15 protein-coding genes and 1 tRNA gene are annotated in these 14,714 nt (G+C 61.6%); 6 read left to right on the top strand and 10 right to left on the bottom strand.

Annotated elements, in window-relative coordinates:
* Genes PAF20_RS12170 through PAF20_RS12160 form a run of 3 tightly spaced genes read right to left on the bottom strand, consistent with a single transcriptional unit; the run spans nt 1 to nt 2,833 of the window.
* The gene (locus tag PAF20_RS12170; RefSeq protein WP_271070897.1) at nt 1-1,092 is read right to left on the bottom strand and encodes a DNA polymerase III subunit delta'; all 1,092 of its coding nucleotides are present in this window, start codon (nt 1,090-1,092) and stop codon (nt 1-3) included.
* On the bottom strand, nt 1,089-1,685 hold the full coding sequence (gene tmk, locus PAF20_RS12165; protein ID WP_271070896.1) for a dTMP kinase: 597 nt from the start codon (nt 1,683-1,685) through the stop codon (nt 1,089-1,091). Before tmk ends, PAF20_RS12170 begins: the two co-directional genes overlap by 4 nt.
* Before the next feature lie 5 nt (nt 1,686-1,690).
* Nucleotides 1,691-2,833, bottom strand: a complete 1,143-nt coding sequence (locus PAF20_RS12160) for a D-alanyl-D-alanine carboxypeptidase family protein (protein ID WP_271070895.1) — start codon at nt 2,831-2,833, stop codon at nt 1,691-1,693.
* A 118-nt stretch (nt 2,834-2,951) separates the two neighbouring features.
* Here PAF20_RS12160 and PAF20_RS12155 point away from each other — a divergent pair, with 118 nt between their 5' ends.
* Entirely contained in the window at nt 2,952-3,410 is a 459-nt protein-coding gene (locus tag PAF20_RS12155; protein WP_271070894.1) for an SRPBCC domain-containing protein, read from the top strand.
* Here the strand turns inward: PAF20_RS12155 and PAF20_RS12150 are convergent.
* Nucleotides 3,403-3,978: a thymidine kinase gene (locus PAF20_RS12150; RefSeq protein WP_271070893.1), complete on the bottom strand. Its 576-nt coding sequence runs from the start codon at nt 3,976-3,978 to the stop codon at nt 3,403-3,405. The genes PAF20_RS12155 and PAF20_RS12150 overlap by 8 nt on opposite strands.
* A 174-nt stretch (nt 3,979-4,152) precedes the next feature.
* On the opposite strand from PAF20_RS12150, the gene PAF20_RS12145 reads away from it, so the two are divergent.
* Nucleotides 4,153-5,346: a multidrug effflux MFS transporter gene (locus tag PAF20_RS12145; RefSeq protein WP_271070892.1), complete on the top strand. Its 1,194-nt coding sequence runs from the start codon at nt 4,153-4,155 to the stop codon at nt 5,344-5,346.
* A gap of 64 nt (nt 5,347-5,410) precedes the next feature.
* Here PAF20_RS12145 and PAF20_RS12140 read toward each other — a convergent pair whose 3' ends face one another.
* The gene (locus tag PAF20_RS12140) at nt 5,411-6,793 is read right to left on the bottom strand and encodes a DEAD/DEAH box helicase (RefSeq protein ID WP_434802920.1); all 1,383 of its coding nucleotides are present in this window, start codon (nt 6,791-6,793) and stop codon (nt 5,411-5,413) included.
* A gap of 299 nt (nt 6,794-7,092) precedes the next feature.
* Nucleotides 7,093-7,542 (bottom strand): D-aminoacyl-tRNA deacylase, encoded by a 450-nt coding sequence (dtd, locus tag PAF20_RS12135; RefSeq protein WP_271070891.1) that lies wholly within the window; start codon nt 7,540-7,542, stop codon nt 7,093-7,095.
* Nucleotides 7,543-7,669: 127 nt separating this feature from the next.
* Between dtd and hchA the strand changes: the two genes are divergently transcribed.
* Complete coding sequence (gene hchA, locus PAF20_RS12130) at nt 7,670-8,527, top strand: glyoxalase III HchA (RefSeq protein ID WP_271070890.1); 858 nt, start codon at nt 7,670-7,672, stop codon at nt 8,525-8,527.
* Between the two features lie 52 nt (nt 8,528-8,579).
* Here the strand turns inward: hchA and PAF20_RS12125 are convergent, their stop codons facing one another.
* The 4 genes from PAF20_RS12125 to PAF20_RS12110 all read right to left on the bottom strand — a co-directional run bounded on the left by PAF20_RS12125 (nt 8,580) and on the right by PAF20_RS12110 (nt 11,370).
* A complete protein-coding gene (locus PAF20_RS12125; protein ID WP_271070889.1) occupies nt 8,580-9,470 on the bottom strand; it encodes a dioxygenase family protein in 891 nt (296 codons plus the stop codon).
* 90 nt (nt 9,471-9,560) lie between these two features.
* Nucleotides 9,561-10,019, bottom strand: coding sequence for an L-alanine exporter AlaE (alaE, locus tag PAF20_RS12120; protein ID WP_271070888.1), 459 nt, complete (start codon nt 10,017-10,019; stop codon nt 9,561-9,563).
* Nucleotides 10,016-10,966 carry a 1-phosphofructokinase family hexose kinase gene (locus PAF20_RS12115; RefSeq protein ID WP_271070887.1) on the bottom strand — a complete coding sequence of 317 codons (951 nt, stop codon included), beginning with the start codon at nt 10,964-10,966 and terminating at the stop codon, nt 10,016-10,018. The genes alaE and PAF20_RS12115 overlap by 4 nt, the downstream gene beginning before the upstream one ends.
* Complete coding sequence (locus tag PAF20_RS12110) at nt 10,963-11,370, bottom strand: metallopeptidase family protein (RefSeq protein ID WP_271070886.1); 408 nt, start codon at nt 11,368-11,370, stop codon at nt 10,963-10,965. The genes PAF20_RS12115 and PAF20_RS12110 overlap by 4 nt, the downstream gene beginning before the upstream one ends.
* A 78-nt stretch (nt 11,371-11,448) precedes the next feature.
* Here PAF20_RS12110 and gltX point away from each other — a divergent pair, with 78 nt between their 5' ends.
* The 3 genes from gltX to cysP all read left to right on the top strand — a co-directional run bounded on the left by gltX (nt 11,449) and on the right by cysP (nt 14,665).
* A complete protein-coding gene (gltX, locus tag PAF20_RS12105; RefSeq protein WP_271070885.1) occupies nt 11,449-12,771 on the top strand; it encodes a glutamate--tRNA ligase in 1,323 nt (440 codons plus the stop codon).
* A 533-nt stretch (nt 12,772-13,304) separates the two neighbouring features.
* Nucleotides 13,305-13,381: transfer RNA gene (locus tag PAF20_RS12100), tRNA-Met, on the top strand.
* A 261-nt stretch (nt 13,382-13,642) separates the two neighbouring features.
* A complete protein-coding gene (gene cysP, locus PAF20_RS12095; RefSeq protein ID WP_271070884.1) occupies nt 13,643-14,665 on the top strand; it encodes a thiosulfate ABC transporter substrate-binding protein CysP in 1,023 nt (340 codons plus the stop codon).
* The last annotated feature ends 49 nt before the right edge of the window (nt 14,666-14,714 follow it).

Genomic DNA, 14,714 nt, shown 5'->3' with positions numbered 1-14,714 from the left:
TCAGGCTTTCGCGTGCGCCGGGGCCAGCCCGGCCAGTTGGATCAGCATATCCATCACAAGCGCGGCAGGGTCAAGGTTGACCGCCCGCCCCGCGCGTGCGCGCGCAGACAGTTCCGCCTGTGCGCCTGCCCAGGTGCGCGCCGCATCAGGGTCCGGGCAAAGCCGTGCCATCAGCTCTGCCTCGCCCGCGGCGGCCTCTGGGATTGGGGCGCCCAACAGGCCCGCGCGGGCCAGGCGGGTCAGAAACAGGTCAAGCAGTGTGATGCGCAGATCGAAAGGATCGCCATCCGCAGTTGCGCGACCACCGGCGCCGTCAGCAAACTCTCGCGCCTTGATTCGGTCAAAGCGGGGCAGCGTGCCAAACAAATTCACGAGCTTGGCGTAAACCTTCAACCCGTCCTGCCCGGAAAGCCTCAGCGCTTCACCCACAGATCCGCCCGAAAGCGCGGCGAGAGCCGAGGCATCGGTATCAATGCCCTGCCGCGACAGAACATCCGCCATATCCTCGGGCGAAAGTGGTGACAGGCGCAATTCCCGGCAGCGGGATCTGATCGTCGGCAGCAATCGCGCCGGCTGATGGGCAATCAGCAGGATGACACCACCGGCTGGTGGCTCCTCCAGCACCTTCAGCAATGCGTTGGCGGCGGCACCGTTCATCTCGTCCGCGGCATCCACGATTGCCACGCGCCGCCCCCCTTCGGCGGCACTCATGTGGAAGAACGACAGCAGGCCGCGGATGTCATCAACCGTGATCTCTGCTTTCAGCCGACCGGTCTTTTCATCAAAGGCACGGCGAACAAGGTGCAGGCGCGGCTCCGACAGGGCGGCAACGCGGCGTGAAACGGGGTTGTCGGGTGCGACTTGCAGGCTGCCGGGCTCCCCGTCAGCAAGCAGCCACCTTGTGATTGACCATGCGAGTGTCGCCTTGCCGATGCCGCGCGGGCCGGTGATCAGCCAGGCATGGTGCAGCCTCGACGCCCCCGCAGCCGAAAGAAATGTGCCAGCCGCCTCGTCATGGCCGATGACAGCGCCAGCGTGGCGGGGATGTGCGGCACCCGGTACGCGGTCGGCTTCTGGGGTTTCATCGCTCATAGCGTGGCACGAACGCGGCTGGCGACCTCTTCAGCCGTGCCGCTGCCGTCGATCAACCTGACACGGGTTGGATCGGCGTGGGCAAGCGCTGCAAAGCCTGTGCGAAGCGTTTCCTGAAAGCCGAGGCCCATTGATTCGAACCGATCCTCCGCCCCGCCACGGGCAACGCCTCGGCCCAGACCTATTCTCGGTTCGATGTCGATCACGAATGTCCGGTCTGGCTCTATCCCGATCATGAGCTGATGCAATGCCTCAACCGTCTCCGTCAGATCACCCCGCGTCGCGCCCTGATAGACACGGGTCGAATCTGCAAAACGGTCGGAGACAACGGTTTTACCGGCTTTCAGGGCCGGCATGATCGTGCGTTCCAAATGATCGCGTCGGGCGGCGTTGAACAACAGAATTTCGGTTTCAGCCGACCAGCGATCCGTTCCGCCTTCGACAAGCAAGCGCCGGATCGCCTCTGCCCCGTCAGAGCCGCCGGGTTCGCGCGTCAGGACGACATCATGCCCCTCGGCCCGCAGTGCATCGGCCAAAAGCCGCGCCTGCGTGGACTTGCCGCTGCCGTCGATCCCTTCAAAGCTGATGAACATCTGCGCTACTGCCGGGCCATTTGCCAGGCTTCACCGCCAAGGCGAAACGCCGCGCCCTTCAGGCGACCGAAGAAGCCCGCCGCTGCAATATCTTCGGCGGCAACCAGCGGGACATTGGCCGGACCCACGCCCGGAATCTGGATTTCCAGCGTTCCCAGCCTGTCGCCCTTGTTGATCGGCGCCTCAATCGGGCCAGTAAAGACGGCCTCGGCGGTCACACCGGATTCGGCACCAACCGGCATCAGGACATTCAGCCCGTTTTCGGTCGTCAGCGCGACCTGCGAGCGCGAGCCGAGCCAGACCGGCAGGGAGGCGACCGTTTCACCGCCGGGTACGACTTCTTTCATGGTGAAGTCGCGAAAGGCCCAAGCGGCGATCCGCTCTGCCTCCTCGGCGCGGGACTGTTCGGTTTCCATGCCGGTGACGACAAAGATCACGCGGCGCTCACCCTGCACGGCCGATCCGACAAGGCCGTAGCCCGCTTCCTCTGTATGGCCGGTCTTGAGCCCGTCAGCCCCGATGCCAAGTTTCAGCAAAGGGTTGCGGTTGAAGCGATTGGCGGGTGCGCGGTCGTCATAAGGGAATTCGGTAATGGCGAAATATTTGTAAAGCTCGGGGAAATCCTCGACCAGTCGCTCTGCCAGAAGACCCAGATCATGGGCCGTCATAAGGTGGTCAGGGGCGGGCCAGCCTGACGAATTGACAAAGTTCGATTGCGTCATGCCAAGCGACTTTGCCTTATCGTTCATCTGACGGGCAAATGCTTCTTCCGTTCCGGCCAGACCTTCCGCCACGACGACACAGGCATCGTTGCCCGACAGCACGATGATGCCCTTGATCAATTCCTCGACGGTGGGACGATCACGCTCGTTCAGGAACATGGTCGAGCCTTCCATCTGCCGCGCCTTGGTCGAAACCGGCAGTCGCGTGTCCATCTGCAGACGCCCGTCGCGCACGGCCTCGAAAAGCATGTAGATTGTCATCAGCTTTGACATCGAGGCCGGCGGAACCTGCTGATCGGCATTCTTTTCCAGCAGTACGGTCCCGGTGCCGACATCATAGACCCATGCGGACCGGGCCGAGGTGTCGAACGCTGACGCCTGCAAGGGAAGCAGTAGGGCGAAAAGGGCGGTAATTGCTGCACGCATGATGTTGCCTGTTGTTTGGCCGAAAGCCTGTTTTGACAACAGGATTACCGCATGACGCCGCTTGTCGCAACGCGCGGCACCAAGCTATCGTGAGGTTGTGAGCATGAAGGAGCGTCAGATGTCCATTTCTGCTGATGATATGGATTTTACCATTTTCTGCATTTTCGATCATCCCCCCGCGCGTGTGTATGAGGCGGTGGCAGATCCGACCAAGCTATCGCAGCATTTCACGACGGCTGGCGCAAAAGGCAGGCTGACAACCGGCACGACAGCGACATGGGAGTTTGCCGATTTCCCCGGTCCCTTCGATGTTCAGGTCGCCGAAGCGGTGGAGGCAGAGCGAATCGTGATCGACTGGGGGCACCCATCGGGCGAAGGAACAAACCGTGTGACCTTCACCTTTGCCGAAATCGAGCCCGGTCGGACGCGGGTGGAGGTCAGCGAAACGGGGTGGACGGCCACGCCGGAAGGGCTGAAGTTCGCCTATGGCAACGTGATGGGCTGGAGCTACATGCTCGCAACGATGCGGATCTGGCTGGATCACGGCATTTCAAGCCGTCCCGGCATGTTCAAGTAGCGCCAACTGCTTCCCGCCAATGGCGGCGGCACAGCGAAACATAGGTTTCGTTGCCCCCGACCAGCACCTGATCGCCATCTGTCAGGGCCCTGCCGTCCGGTCCGCGCCGGATCACCATCGTGGCCTTGCGGCCGCAATGACAGATCGTCCGGACCTCTCGCAGATCATCTGCCAGTGCCAGCAGTGCGGCTGAACCGGGGAAAAGCTCTCCCCTGAAATCGACGCGCAGACCGTAGGCCATAACGGGAATGCCAAGGTCATCGGCGACGCGGGCAAGCTGCCAGACCTGATCGGCTGACAGGAATTGTGCCTCATCCACGAATACGCAGGACAACACGCGCCGATCGGACTGGACCAGGGCGAACAGATCTTCGGAGGGTCCGAAACAGGTCGCCTCCGCCTCTATCCCGATGCGCGATCCGATCACGCCATTGCCTGCCCGGTCATCGAGCGAAGCAATCAAAAGCAGCGTCTCCATCCCGCGTTCGCGATAGTTATACGAGGCCTGAAGCAGCAATGTGCTTTTGCCCGCGTTCATGGTCGAATAGTGGAAGTAAAGCTTTGCCATGCCGCCCATTAGCCCCGAGTATTCCGTCGATCAAGAGAGCGAAACGTCATTCTGCGCGAGATTTTCGATTGCGAAATGAGCCGTTTGCTGGCAAAGAACAGGCACGGTGGCGGCGGTTTTCCCCTTGGCGTGATTCTGCGCCACCTCTCTCATTGCAAAAATTCAGGTTATCCGATGCGTGATCCTTTGTTCCGCATGGCTCTTGTGCTGGGCCTTCTTTCCGCCGTTGGTCCTTTCGCGATTGACATGTATCTGCCCGCCCTGCCAGAGGTCGCGCGTGATCTTGGCACGTCCGAGGCTGCCGCCGCGAATACGCTGACATCCTATTTCATCGTCTTTGGCATTGCCCAGATGATTTACGGCCCGATGGCGGACGCAATCGGGCGCAAGCGGCCCATGATCATCGGGGTTGTCATCTTCATCGTCGCCACCGTTTTGGCGTCGCGCGCACCCAGCATGGGCTGGCTTATCGCGGCCCGTGGCTTGCAGGGCCTTGGTGCCGCAACGCTGATGGTGGTGCCTCGCGCCGTGATCCGCGACATGGCGACCGGGCCGGAAGCTGCAAAGATGATGGCCGCGATCATGATTGTGATCTCGATCTCACCCATGCTGGCGCCGCTTACTGGCTCGCTGGTGATGCAATGGGGCGGCTGGCGGGAAATCTTTGCCGTGCTCGCCGTCGCCGCGGTGATCAGCCTGTCCCTGATCGTTTTTGTGCTGCCCGAAACGCTGGATCCGGCCAGACGCCGTAAGGTGCGTATCGAACAGATGTTAAGCGGCGCGAAGCGATTGCTGACCGACCGCAGGTTCATGGGGCTGACCATGATCGGCGGCTTCGGCATGTCCAGCTTCTTTGTATTCCTGTCGACGGCCAGCTTTGTCTATACCAGCCAATATGGTTTGACCGAAACCGGGTTTTCGCTTGCCTTCGCGGTCAACGCGATCGGGTTTTTCACGGCATCGCAATTCGCCGGACGTCTGGCCGCGTCATATGGGATGGAGCGGGTGATCTCGCTCGCCATCACTGGGTTCACCGCAATGGCGTTGCTGCTGACAATGATAATCTGGGCCGGTTTTGACGCGTTGCCTGTGGTGATTGCCGGGCTGTTCATGGCCAATGCCTGCCTCGGCCTGGTCATGCCGACGACGATGGTGATGTCGCTGGATCCACATCCGGATATCGCCGGTCTGGCCTCGTCAATCGGTGGCACGCTGCAAATGCTGACGGGCGGCGCGATGATCGCGATTGTGGCGCCCTTCATGGACAATACGAGCGCCACGATGGTGCCGGCGATTGCGCTTTGCGGGGTGTTGGCGTGGTCGGTCGCGGCGGCGACCCTGCCCAGGTTGCGGATCTGGGCAAGTTGACGTTCGGAAGTCGGCTATAGACGCGAAAAACCCCGCGAGGCTGGCGCTTCGCGGGGTTCCTTGTTCAGCCGTTCTGCTGAGATTTCGGGCGGCGCGATGGACGCCGCGCCGGTCTGCGTTTCGGCGCGGCTTCCCCGCCCGAACGAGGCGCGCCCTGACCGCGCCCACGACCGCGATTGCGGGGGGCCGGTTTCTGTTCTGGCGGGGCTTCGCCGCCAATGACCGGGATCTTCGCCTTCATCGTCTTTTCGATATCGCGAAGCTCGCCGATCTCACCGGGCGCACAGAAGGCGACTGCACGACCATCGCGACCTGCGCGTGCGGTCCGGCCGATGCGGTGGACATAGTTTTCCGGCACGTTTGGCAGGTCGAAGTTATAGACATGCGCGACCTGCGGAATATCCAGCCCACGGGCTGCGACATCGGTTGCAACCAGCACCTGCGTCTTGCCTTCGCGGAACGCCGCCAAGGCCCGCTCACGCTGGCCCTGCGACTTGTTGCCGTGGATCGCAGCGACCGAGAAGCCCCATTTGTCCAGCAGCTTAGCCAGCTTTTCCGAGCCGTATTTGGTGCGGCCAAAGACGATTGCCAGCTCACCCGGATGTTTGGACATATATTCGGCCAATAGCGCAGCCTTATCGCCTTGATTGACGAAATGAACACCCTGATCAATCTTCTCAGCGGCCTGTCCGGGCGGGTTGACCTGAACGCGGACTGCGTCGGTCAGATAGGTGTCGGCCAGTTCTTCCATCAGCTTCGGCATGGTGGCCGAAAACAGCAGCGTTTGCCGGGTTTTCGGCAAAGCTCGGGCGATGCGGCGCAGGGCGTGGATAAAGCCGATATCCAGCATCTGGTCGGCCTCGTCCAGGACCAGATATTCGGTTTTGGATAGGTCTACGGCCTGCCGGTCCAGCAGGTCGATAAGGCGACCCGGCGTCGCGATCAGGACGTCAACGCCGCGTTCAAGCCTTTGAATTTGCACGTTTATCGATGCTCCTCCTACGACGCGAAAGGCGCGGATCGGGGTGCCTTCGGCAAACCCTTCAACAGAGGTGGCGATTTGGGTTGCCAATTCGCGCGTTGGCGCAAGGATAAGGGCGCGGCACGAACGGGGGTCGGGCCTGCGGCCATGTGCAAGGATACGGGTCAGCATCGGCAGCGAGAATGCCGCCGTCTTGCCCGTTCCTGTCTGGGCAAGACCCAGAAGATCGGTGCCTTTGACGATGTGCGGTATAGCCTGCGCTTGGACCGGCGTCGGCTGGCTCAGACCCATCGGGGCGAGGTTCGCATTGATGCGTGCATCAATGCCCATATCGGCGAACGGGCCAGTAGGGACTGGATCTCTTGCCGGGGCGCGGCGTGCATTCACCTGCGCCTCGCGCGGAGCGCGCTGCGGATTGGGGCGCGGCTTCTGCCCGCGACGCGGGCGACGTTTCTCGTTATTCATATCGTTCACTTATATAAGCCGCGCACCCGTATCGGGCACGGCATGGCGGCATCTGCCGCATAGGGGTGCGGGCCATGATACGGCGGCCCGACGGTGCCCCTGCGTGTAGGTGGGAACCAGCGAATGCCCGACCGCGACTGGCTGCACACGCGGCAGCACGCGGGCCCGGGGTTGGCAGTCAGATGGGGGAGCCGGCGCGGAAAGTCAAGCCGGGTGAAGCCCGGAACCGGGCGTATATAATGCGTAAACTTCGCGTCTATATCCCGTATATAACCTGTATATACAATTTCCGGCCGGCCTTACCCCCGGTCTGCCGTATCCATCCAGATCGTCACCGGGCCGCTATTTGTCAGGGCGACCTGCATATCGGCGCCGAACTCTCCTGTCGCGACGGTGATGCCAAGATCGCGGAGCGAATGCGCGAAATGCTCATAAAGCGCCCGACCCTGATCGGGCGGGGCGGCGGCGGAAAAGCCGGGGCGGTTGCCGGAGCGCGTGTCGGCGGCAAGGGTGAACTGGCTGACGACAAGTGCCTTCCCCCCGGTGTCCAGAAGCGAGCGGTTCATCTTGCCGGCATCGTCGCGGAAGATGCGCAGCTTGCCTATCCTCGCCGCCAGTTTTTCGGCCGATGCCTCTTCATCGCCCTGCATGGCGCAGACGAGGATCAGAAGCCCGGGGCCGATTTGACCCGTGATGCAGTCATCGACGGTGACCGAAGCGTCGATAACGCGTTGGATGAGGGCGCGCATGGCGATGCCTGCCTGTTGTTTTCAGATCGCAAAGGGATGCCACGAAACCAGCCCGCGTGGCAATCGGGCGGGAACTGTCCCGCGACTTCCAAAGTTTTTCGGAACATCCCCAATCAAGGAGGCTGTTATGGCCAGTTCCGAACAAGCCAGCAAGAAACCACAGCCGGACCCGGCAGAGGACAACGCATTCTTCCCATCGGCGTATTCGTTAGGTGAGTTTACCGCACCCAAATCGGATCTCGACGGTGCCAATTACGATAACCCGTATGGCGGGGGGCGCTGGAAAATCCTCGTGATCGGGGCGGATGAACGGTATCTGCTGACGGATAATGGCACGATGTTCTCGACCGGCAACCACCCGGTGGAAACCCTGCTGCCGATGTATCACATGGACAAGGCGGGCTTTGGCTTCGACATCGCAACCGTGTCGGGAAACCCGGTGAAGTTCGAGCACTGGGCGATGCCGTCAGAGGATGAAGAGGTCAAGGGCTTCTTCCGCAGATATGCCGATCAGTTCAAACAGCCGCTGAAGTTGTCCGACGTCGTCGCGGACGCGCTTGGGCCGGATTCCGATTATATCGGCGTTTTCATTCCGGGCGGACATGGGGCGCTGATCGGACTGCCGGAAAGCGAGGATGTGAAGGCCGTGCTTGAGTGGGCTGCAGGCAACGACAAGCATGTCATTTCGCTGTGTCACGGCCCGGCGGCATTTCTGGCAGCGAAAGGCAGTGGTCTGTATGACGGCTACAAGATCTGTGCCTTCCCGGACTCGCTGGACGCGCAGACACCCGATATGGGCTATATGCCCGGTCACCTGACCTGGAAATTTGGTGAGCAGTTGAAGGGGATGGGATTCGAGATCGTGAATGACGACATCTCGGGCCAGGTTCATCAGGACCGGAAGCTGCTGACCGGCGACAGCCCTTTGGCCGGGAATGCGCTTGGCAAGCTGGCGGCAGAGGCATTGCTGAAGGAAGCGGGCTGAGCCCGTGGGCACCAGGCCCCGGCCTGACGGATGGTCGGGCCGGGGGCTGTCTTCAGTTCGACGGCGGCGGCGCACCGCCCGGCGGCATCCCTTCCGGCGGCGGGCCACCGGGGCCGCCGGGGCCCATGCTGACGCTGCGATCGGCGTTGAAATCGACCGGGATGGTCAGGGTGCCATGAAAGCCCGCATCTGCATCCCCGGACATCGCCAGGGTTTGCTGGGCAACCTCTGCCTCGCTGTTGTCGCCGAAGATATTGTCGCTTTGCAGCGTCAGGCGGCTGAGGTTTTCCGTGCTGCCGGTGAAACGCGCGTCATTGGCGTATAGCGGCTGGCAGACTTCCAGCGGAAGCGCGATTTGTGACGTCAGGACAGAGGCTTCGCCTGCGACGGCAGCCTCGGCATTTTCGAAGATTTCGAAATGCAGGTGCGGCCAGCGACCGGAGTAACAGCCGGGGAAGACTGTGGTGAATTTCACGAGACCGCTCTCATCCGAGACGCCGACCCCGCGCAGGAAGTTCTGATCGGTGACATTGTAGAGCGAATATTCCCCCGCCACGTCGCAATGCCACAGATATATCGCGTGACCGGCCAATGGGGTGCAGCCGTCGGCACCGACCAGCGTCAGTTCCAGGTCAAGCTGGGGGCCGTCGGCTGTGCCGGAATAGTCACCGAAGGATGTGCGCAGGTCCTGCCGGATGACGCCTTCCTGCGTCAGCACGTTGAGCACCTGTCCCTCGCGCGAATTGCTGCCATCGGCGGGGAATGGCCCCTGCGTTTCCCATGAAAGGGCAACGCATTCGAGCGCAGAGGCGGGGCTTGCGGCGGCGGCAACGCCGAGCCCGCCCATGACGCCCAGCAGGCGTCTGCGGCCTATCATGCGTGGCAGGTCGTGGCTGAAACCAAGGCCGTGGTCGTCGTGGTGATCGTCTTTGTCAAATGTCATGAATAGCTCGCCTTTGCTCGCTGGAATATCAGGGCGAACGCTGGTTAAGGGCGCGGGTTCCGGCACGGAGGATCACAGGCGCGCGACGGGTTAGCTGTTCAGGCTCATCGGCTTTTCGCCGCCGGGAGGCAGGCCGAACAGGCCGCGTATCCAGTTCAGGAATGCGCCATAGGGCCGCCCAAGCGCCAGCATCATGACGGCGGCACCCAGAACGCCGCGCCAGAAGCCTGCACCTGATGCGCCGCTGATCCAGATGATGGTGGCGTAGATCGGGACCTGAAAGCTGACGAGGGCGAGGCTGTCCCAGAAAAGTCGAGATATGCGCCCCGGTCCGGCGCGCTGCATCAGCCAGTCGCGCCAGATGCCATAGGGGCGCGCGACGGGCAGCATCAGCGCGGCGCCCAGCAGGCGGGCTTGCGCGACCTCGGGCCAGCTCATCCCGGCGATGAAGCGTTCGTTGATGATGCCGGTGGTCGTAAAGAACAGGATCAGCGCCGTGGTATCGGCGAGGAATGCGCGGGTCGAGCGGGGCTGGTGCCGGGCGGTCATAGCCTTGTCAGGATGCGGGCGTCGAACAGGCGGTCAACATCCACCCGCCGGCAGAGTTCCGTCGCTGGCGTCATGCAGGTGGCCGATGCCATCGCAGCGCCAAGGCCAAGCGCGTCATGGATGGGCAGGCCGCGGGCGTGACCAAGGGTAAAGCCGGCAAGGAAGCTGTCGCCCGCGCCGACCTTGCTGATGATCTCTACCTTCGCAGCCTCGGCGTGCCATGCGCCGGTCGCGTCCGCGATGATGTTGCCGTCGCTGCCGCGAGCGACGATGACGGCTTTTGCCGCGCCCACCTGCACCAGTGAGGTGGCGAAGCGCGCAGTATCCGCGCGTTCGGGCAGGGGATGGCCTGCAAGCCCCTCTGCCTCTTCGCGGTCCATGCGCAGAAGCGCGAAATTGTGACCGCCATCGGCGACGGCGCGCAGGGCCTTGCCCGATGTGTCAACGATCAGACCCGCGTCAATATCGTAAAGCCCACCGGCAAGCTGCGCGGCATAGTCATCGGGAACGCCTGGCGGGTTGGAGCCGGACAGAACCACCAGACCGCCGGGCTGCGCGGCCTCGGCGATCTGGCGAAGCGATGTTTCCACATCATGCCGGCCCCATTCCGGGCCGGGCATGACAAAGCGGTATTGCAGCCCGCTGCCGCGATCCGTGACGGCAAGCGATTGGCGCGTCTCACCCGGACTGCGCATCTCTCTCCAGCTGATACCGGCATCGGTCAGCATCTGTGCCATACGCGTGCCGACCGTGCCGCCAAGCGCCACAAAGGCGGTGGTGTCGCCGCCCATGATCTTGATCGCACGGCTGACATTGATGCCGCCGCCGCCGGGATCGGTAACGGGCGCATCGCAGCGCAGCTTGCGGTCGGGCTCGACATGATCCGCGCCGGTGGACAGATCCAGAGCCGGGTTCAGCGTGACCGTCAGAATGGGTGCCTGTGTCATTCCCACCACCTGTCGATCCTGGCGATGTCATCGTCCGACCAACCGAAATGATGGGCGAGTTCATGAACGGTGACATGCGTGACCAATTCGCCAAAGGCGACATCGCCGCGTTCGGCCCATTCGTCGATCATCGCGCGGCGGAACAGCCAGATCGTATCGGGGAAATGCTGGGGGTGGCTGGGCGATTTCTCGGTGATGGGCACGCCGTCATAGATGCCGGTCAGCTCCAGCGGGTCATCTATTTCCAGTTCGTCCATCATGGCATCGTCGGCGAAATCCTCGACCCGCAGAACGATGTCCCTGGCGTGAGGGGCAAAGGCCGGGGGCAGGGTGTCGATCACGTTGCGGGCAATCGCCTCGATCTCTGCTCTGGTGGGCGCGGTTGCGTCTGTCCAGTCGGTCATTCTCATGTCCCCTTTGCCCCTGATATGGACAATATCGGCCTTATATGAAAGAGCATCCGGGTCCAGAGGAAGATAGCCATGACCACCACCCGTTTTGCGCCCTCGCCCACGGGGCATATCCATGTCGGCAACCTGCGCGCGGCGCTGTTCAACTATCTGATCGCCCGCAAGGCTGGCGGCACGTTTATCCTGCGCTTTGACGATACCGATGTGGAACGCTCAAAGCAGGAATATATGGATGGCATCAAGCGCGATCTGGAATGGCTCGGCATCGAATGGTCGCGGATCGAACAGCAGTCGAAACGGCTGGACCGCTATGAAGAAGCGAAGGAACAGCTTCGCGCCGATGGCAAGCTGTATGAGGTCTTCGAGACCCCGACCGAACTGGACCTGAAGCGCAAGAAGCAACTGAACATGGGCAAGCCCCCGGTCTATGACCGCGCCGGGCTGTCGCTGTCGGATGATGACAAGGCCAGGCTGCGGGCCGAAGGGCGCGAGGCCTATTGGCGTTTCAAGCTGGACCATGAGCGGATCGAGTGGAATGACGGCATTCTGGGCGATATTTCCATCGACGCGGCTTCGGTCAGCGATCCGGTTCTGATCCGCACGGATGGGACGGTGCTGTATACCTTCGCATCATCGGTGGACGACAGCGATATGGGTGTCACCGATATCGTGCGCGGTTCGGACCATGTGACGAATACGGCGACGCAGATCCAGATTATTCAGGCGCTTGGCGGGAAGGTGCCGAATTTCGCGCATCACAGCCTGCTGACCGGCCCTCAGGGTGAGGAACTGTCGAAGCGTCTTGGCTCGCTGGCGATCAAGGATCTGCGCGATGCGGGTGTGGCGCCAGAGGCGCTTGTGTCGATGATGTCGCGTCTGGGATCGTCGCAGCCGGTGGAACTGCTGAGCCTCGAAGAAATCGCGGAAAGCTTCGATCTGTCGCATTTCGGGGCCTCGCCCACGAAATTCGACGCCGAAGACCTGTGGCCGCTGACGCGCCATCAGAACCAGTCGCTGCCCTTCGACGCGGTGAAGGACCGGATTGCCGGGCTGGGCGTGCCGGATGAGCAGGCCGAACGCTTCTGGCGCGTGGCCAGCCAGAACATCACCAAGCTGGACGATCTGGCCGAGTGGTGGGACATCTTCAGCAAGGGGGCGGAGCCCGACATCGCCGAGGAAGACCGCGAGTTCATTGCCGAGGCGATGAAGCTGCTGCCGCCACCGCCTTATACGGACGCGACATGGGGCGAGTGGACCTCTGCCGTGAAAGAGGCGACGGGCCGTAAGGGCAAGGGCCTGTACATGCCGCTGCGCAAGGCCGTGACCGGGCAGGCGCATGGGCCGGATATGTCCGACGTGATGCCGCTGGTGCAGGTGGTGAAGGCCAGAGGTTGAGCCCCGGAAGCAGTCGCCGTGCTGCCTGGTCATGCGATCACTTAGGCGAGCAGTTGGGGCGGCTGTTGCCATAGGTTCACGTGAGCAAGGCCATTGCGATAGGGGCTTCAACGCTGGTGGAGCTTTCGATGAGACGCGCCGTTTCGGGTCTATGGTGCCGAATATAGTCTCCGGTCCTGTTCGGCGATAGGGCATGTCACACTTCCGAACTGCCATTCGAGGCGGCAGAGAGATTTGGCGTGACGCTTGGACAGGCGGTGCGTCTGCGCGCCTTGACCAGAGCTTCGTGACCGGCTGCTGGAGAACTGGAAGAATTATGGGCTGTCCCCAATGCGAATACGGCCACAGAATGCTTGGAGACGATGGGAGATGTGGCGATGATCACGCCTTCGGCCCTGATCTCGTTCCCGGAGATACGTCGGGTTAATCCCGCGTGAAGGGCGCCGGGTTCATCGTCGTGAAGAAACCATCAGAATCGGCTTGACGCCTCCCGTGCCCTCCCTTACATCGCCTCCACCCCACGAGGTAATCGGGGCGGAGTAGCTCAGTTGGTTAGAGCAGAGGAATCATAATCCTTGTGTCGGGGGTTCAAGTCCCTCCTCCGCTACCAGACCTTTCGCAGGTTAAAATCCTTTCATGAATATGATTTAGCGGATCGCAGCTTTGCCGCGGGCGGCGGCTGTCGCTTGGCTGCAATTCGGCTGCGTTCGACGGTGTGGAATTCGTTGAGGCGCAGGCGCGTTGATTGGGATATTGTTCTCTTCCTTCTTTTTAGACAGATAATGTGTCCCTAAATTGGTCTGCATTCTTGCAATTTTGCGGAAAATATCACCAATTACGGCCAAACAGTGCCGCTTTTAAGGACTCAGCAATGTCTAATTTCGGAATCCCTCGTCGTGTGAGCCGCAGCATCGGTGTCGCGGCCATCGCCTTTGCCGGTATGGTCGGAGGCGCCAATGCTCAGGATCGCGAGCTTCTTAACGTCTCATACGACATCGCGCGAGAGCTTTATGCCGAACTCAGCCCGGCCTTTGCTGAGAAGTGGCAGGCCGATAACGGTGAGAGCCTGACCATCGAACAAAGTCATGCCGGTTCGTCCAAACAGGCGCGGGCCATCCTTCAGGGGCTGAAGGCGGATATGGTGACGTTCAACCAGGTGCTGGATGTGCAGATCCTGGCCGATAACGGATTCGTCGATGAGGACTGGCAGCAGGACCTGCCGAACAACGCCTCGCCCTATTACTCTCTGCCCGCCTTCCTTGTTCGTGGCGGCAACCCGAAGGGCATCGAGGATTGGGACGATCTGGCGCGTGAAGATGTTTCCATCGTCTTCCCGAACCCGAAAACCAGCGGCAATGCGCGCTATACCTATCTGGCGGCCTATGCCTATGCACTGGATAAGTTCGACGGCGATGACGCACAGGCGCGGGAATTTGTCGGCAAGGTTCTGGGCAATGTGGCTGTGTTCGACACGGGCGGGCGTGGTGCCACCACCAGCTTTGTCGAGCGCGAGATCGGTGATGTGCTGATCACCTTCGAGGCCGAGGTGGAAAACATCCGCACGGCAGAGGATGAAGGCGCTTATGAACGTGTCGTGCCGTCCATGTCGCTGCTGGCCGAGTTTCCCGTCGCCCTGGTCCGCAAGGTCGCGGATGAGCGCGGGACGACAGATGTGGCTGAAGCCTATCTGAACTTCCTGTACAGCAAGGAAGCGCAGGAGATCATCGCATCATTCAACAACCGCGTTCATAATGAAGAGGTTGTCGAGGCCACCGCAGAGCAATTCCCGGAAGTCCGTCTGGTGACGGTTGAAGATGTATTCGGGGGATGGGAAGAAGCCAACGAAACCCACTTCAGCGATGGCGGCACGCTCGACAAGGTGTTCCGGAACTGATCTAGCGCTGATGAACAAATTTGTTCCCGCAGGCATCGGCTTGCGGGAA

The organism is Paracoccus albus, from assembly GCF_027913035.1.
GTDB lineage: Bacteria > Pseudomonadota > Alphaproteobacteria > Rhodobacterales > Rhodobacteraceae > Paracoccus > Paracoccus albus.
This window is presented reverse-complemented; position numbering and strand designations above follow the sequence as displayed.

Bases quoted from the DNA above. Each gene is read 5' to 3' on its own strand.
- PAF20_RS12170 (WP_271070897.1), bottom strand. From the start codon at position 1,092: ATGAGCGATGAAACCCCAGAAGCCGACCGCGTACCGGGTGCCGCACAT.
- tmk (WP_271070896.1), bottom strand. From the start codon at position 1,685: ATGTTCATCAGCTTTGAAGGGATCGACGGCAGCGGCAAGTCCACGCAG.
- PAF20_RS12160 (WP_271070895.1), bottom strand. From the start codon at position 2,833: ATGCGTGCAGCAATTACCGCCCTTTTCGCCCTACTGCTTCCCTTGCAG.
- PAF20_RS12155 (WP_271070894.1), top strand. From the start codon at position 2,952: ATGTCCATTTCTGCTGATGATATGGATTTTACCATTTTCTGCATTTTC.
- PAF20_RS12150 (WP_271070893.1), bottom strand. From the start codon at position 3,978: ATGGCAAAGCTTTACTTCCACTATTCGACCATGAACGCGGGCAAAAGC.
- PAF20_RS12145 (WP_271070892.1), top strand. From the start codon at position 4,153: ATGCGTGATCCTTTGTTCCGCATGGCTCTTGTGCTGGGCCTTCTTTCC.
- PAF20_RS12140 (WP_434802920.1), bottom strand. From the start codon at position 6,793: ATGAATAACGAGAAACGTCGCCCGCGTCGCGGGCAGAAGCCGCGCCCC.
- dtd (WP_271070891.1), bottom strand. From the start codon at position 7,542: ATGCGCGCCCTCATCCAACGCGTTATCGACGCTTCGGTCACCGTCGAT.
- hchA (WP_271070890.1), top strand. From the start codon at position 7,670: ATGGCCAGTTCCGAACAAGCCAGCAAGAAACCACAGCCGGACCCGGCA.
- PAF20_RS12125 (WP_271070889.1), bottom strand. From the start codon at position 9,470: ATGACATTTGACAAAGACGATCACCACGACGACCACGGCCTTGGTTTC.
- alaE (WP_271070888.1), bottom strand. From the start codon at position 10,019: ATGACCGCCCGGCACCAGCCCCGCTCGACCCGCGCATTCCTCGCCGAT.
- PAF20_RS12115 (WP_271070887.1), bottom strand. From the start codon at position 10,966: ATGACACAGGCACCCATTCTGACGGTCACGCTGAACCCGGCTCTGGAT.
- PAF20_RS12110 (WP_271070886.1), bottom strand. From the start codon at position 11,370: ATGACCGACTGGACAGACGCAACCGCGCCCACCAGAGCAGAGATCGAG.
- gltX (WP_271070885.1), top strand. From the start codon at position 11,449: ATGACCACCACCCGTTTTGCGCCCTCGCCCACGGGGCATATCCATGTC.
- cysP (WP_271070884.1), top strand. From the start codon at position 13,643: ATGTCTAATTTCGGAATCCCTCGTCGTGTGAGCCGCAGCATCGGTGTC.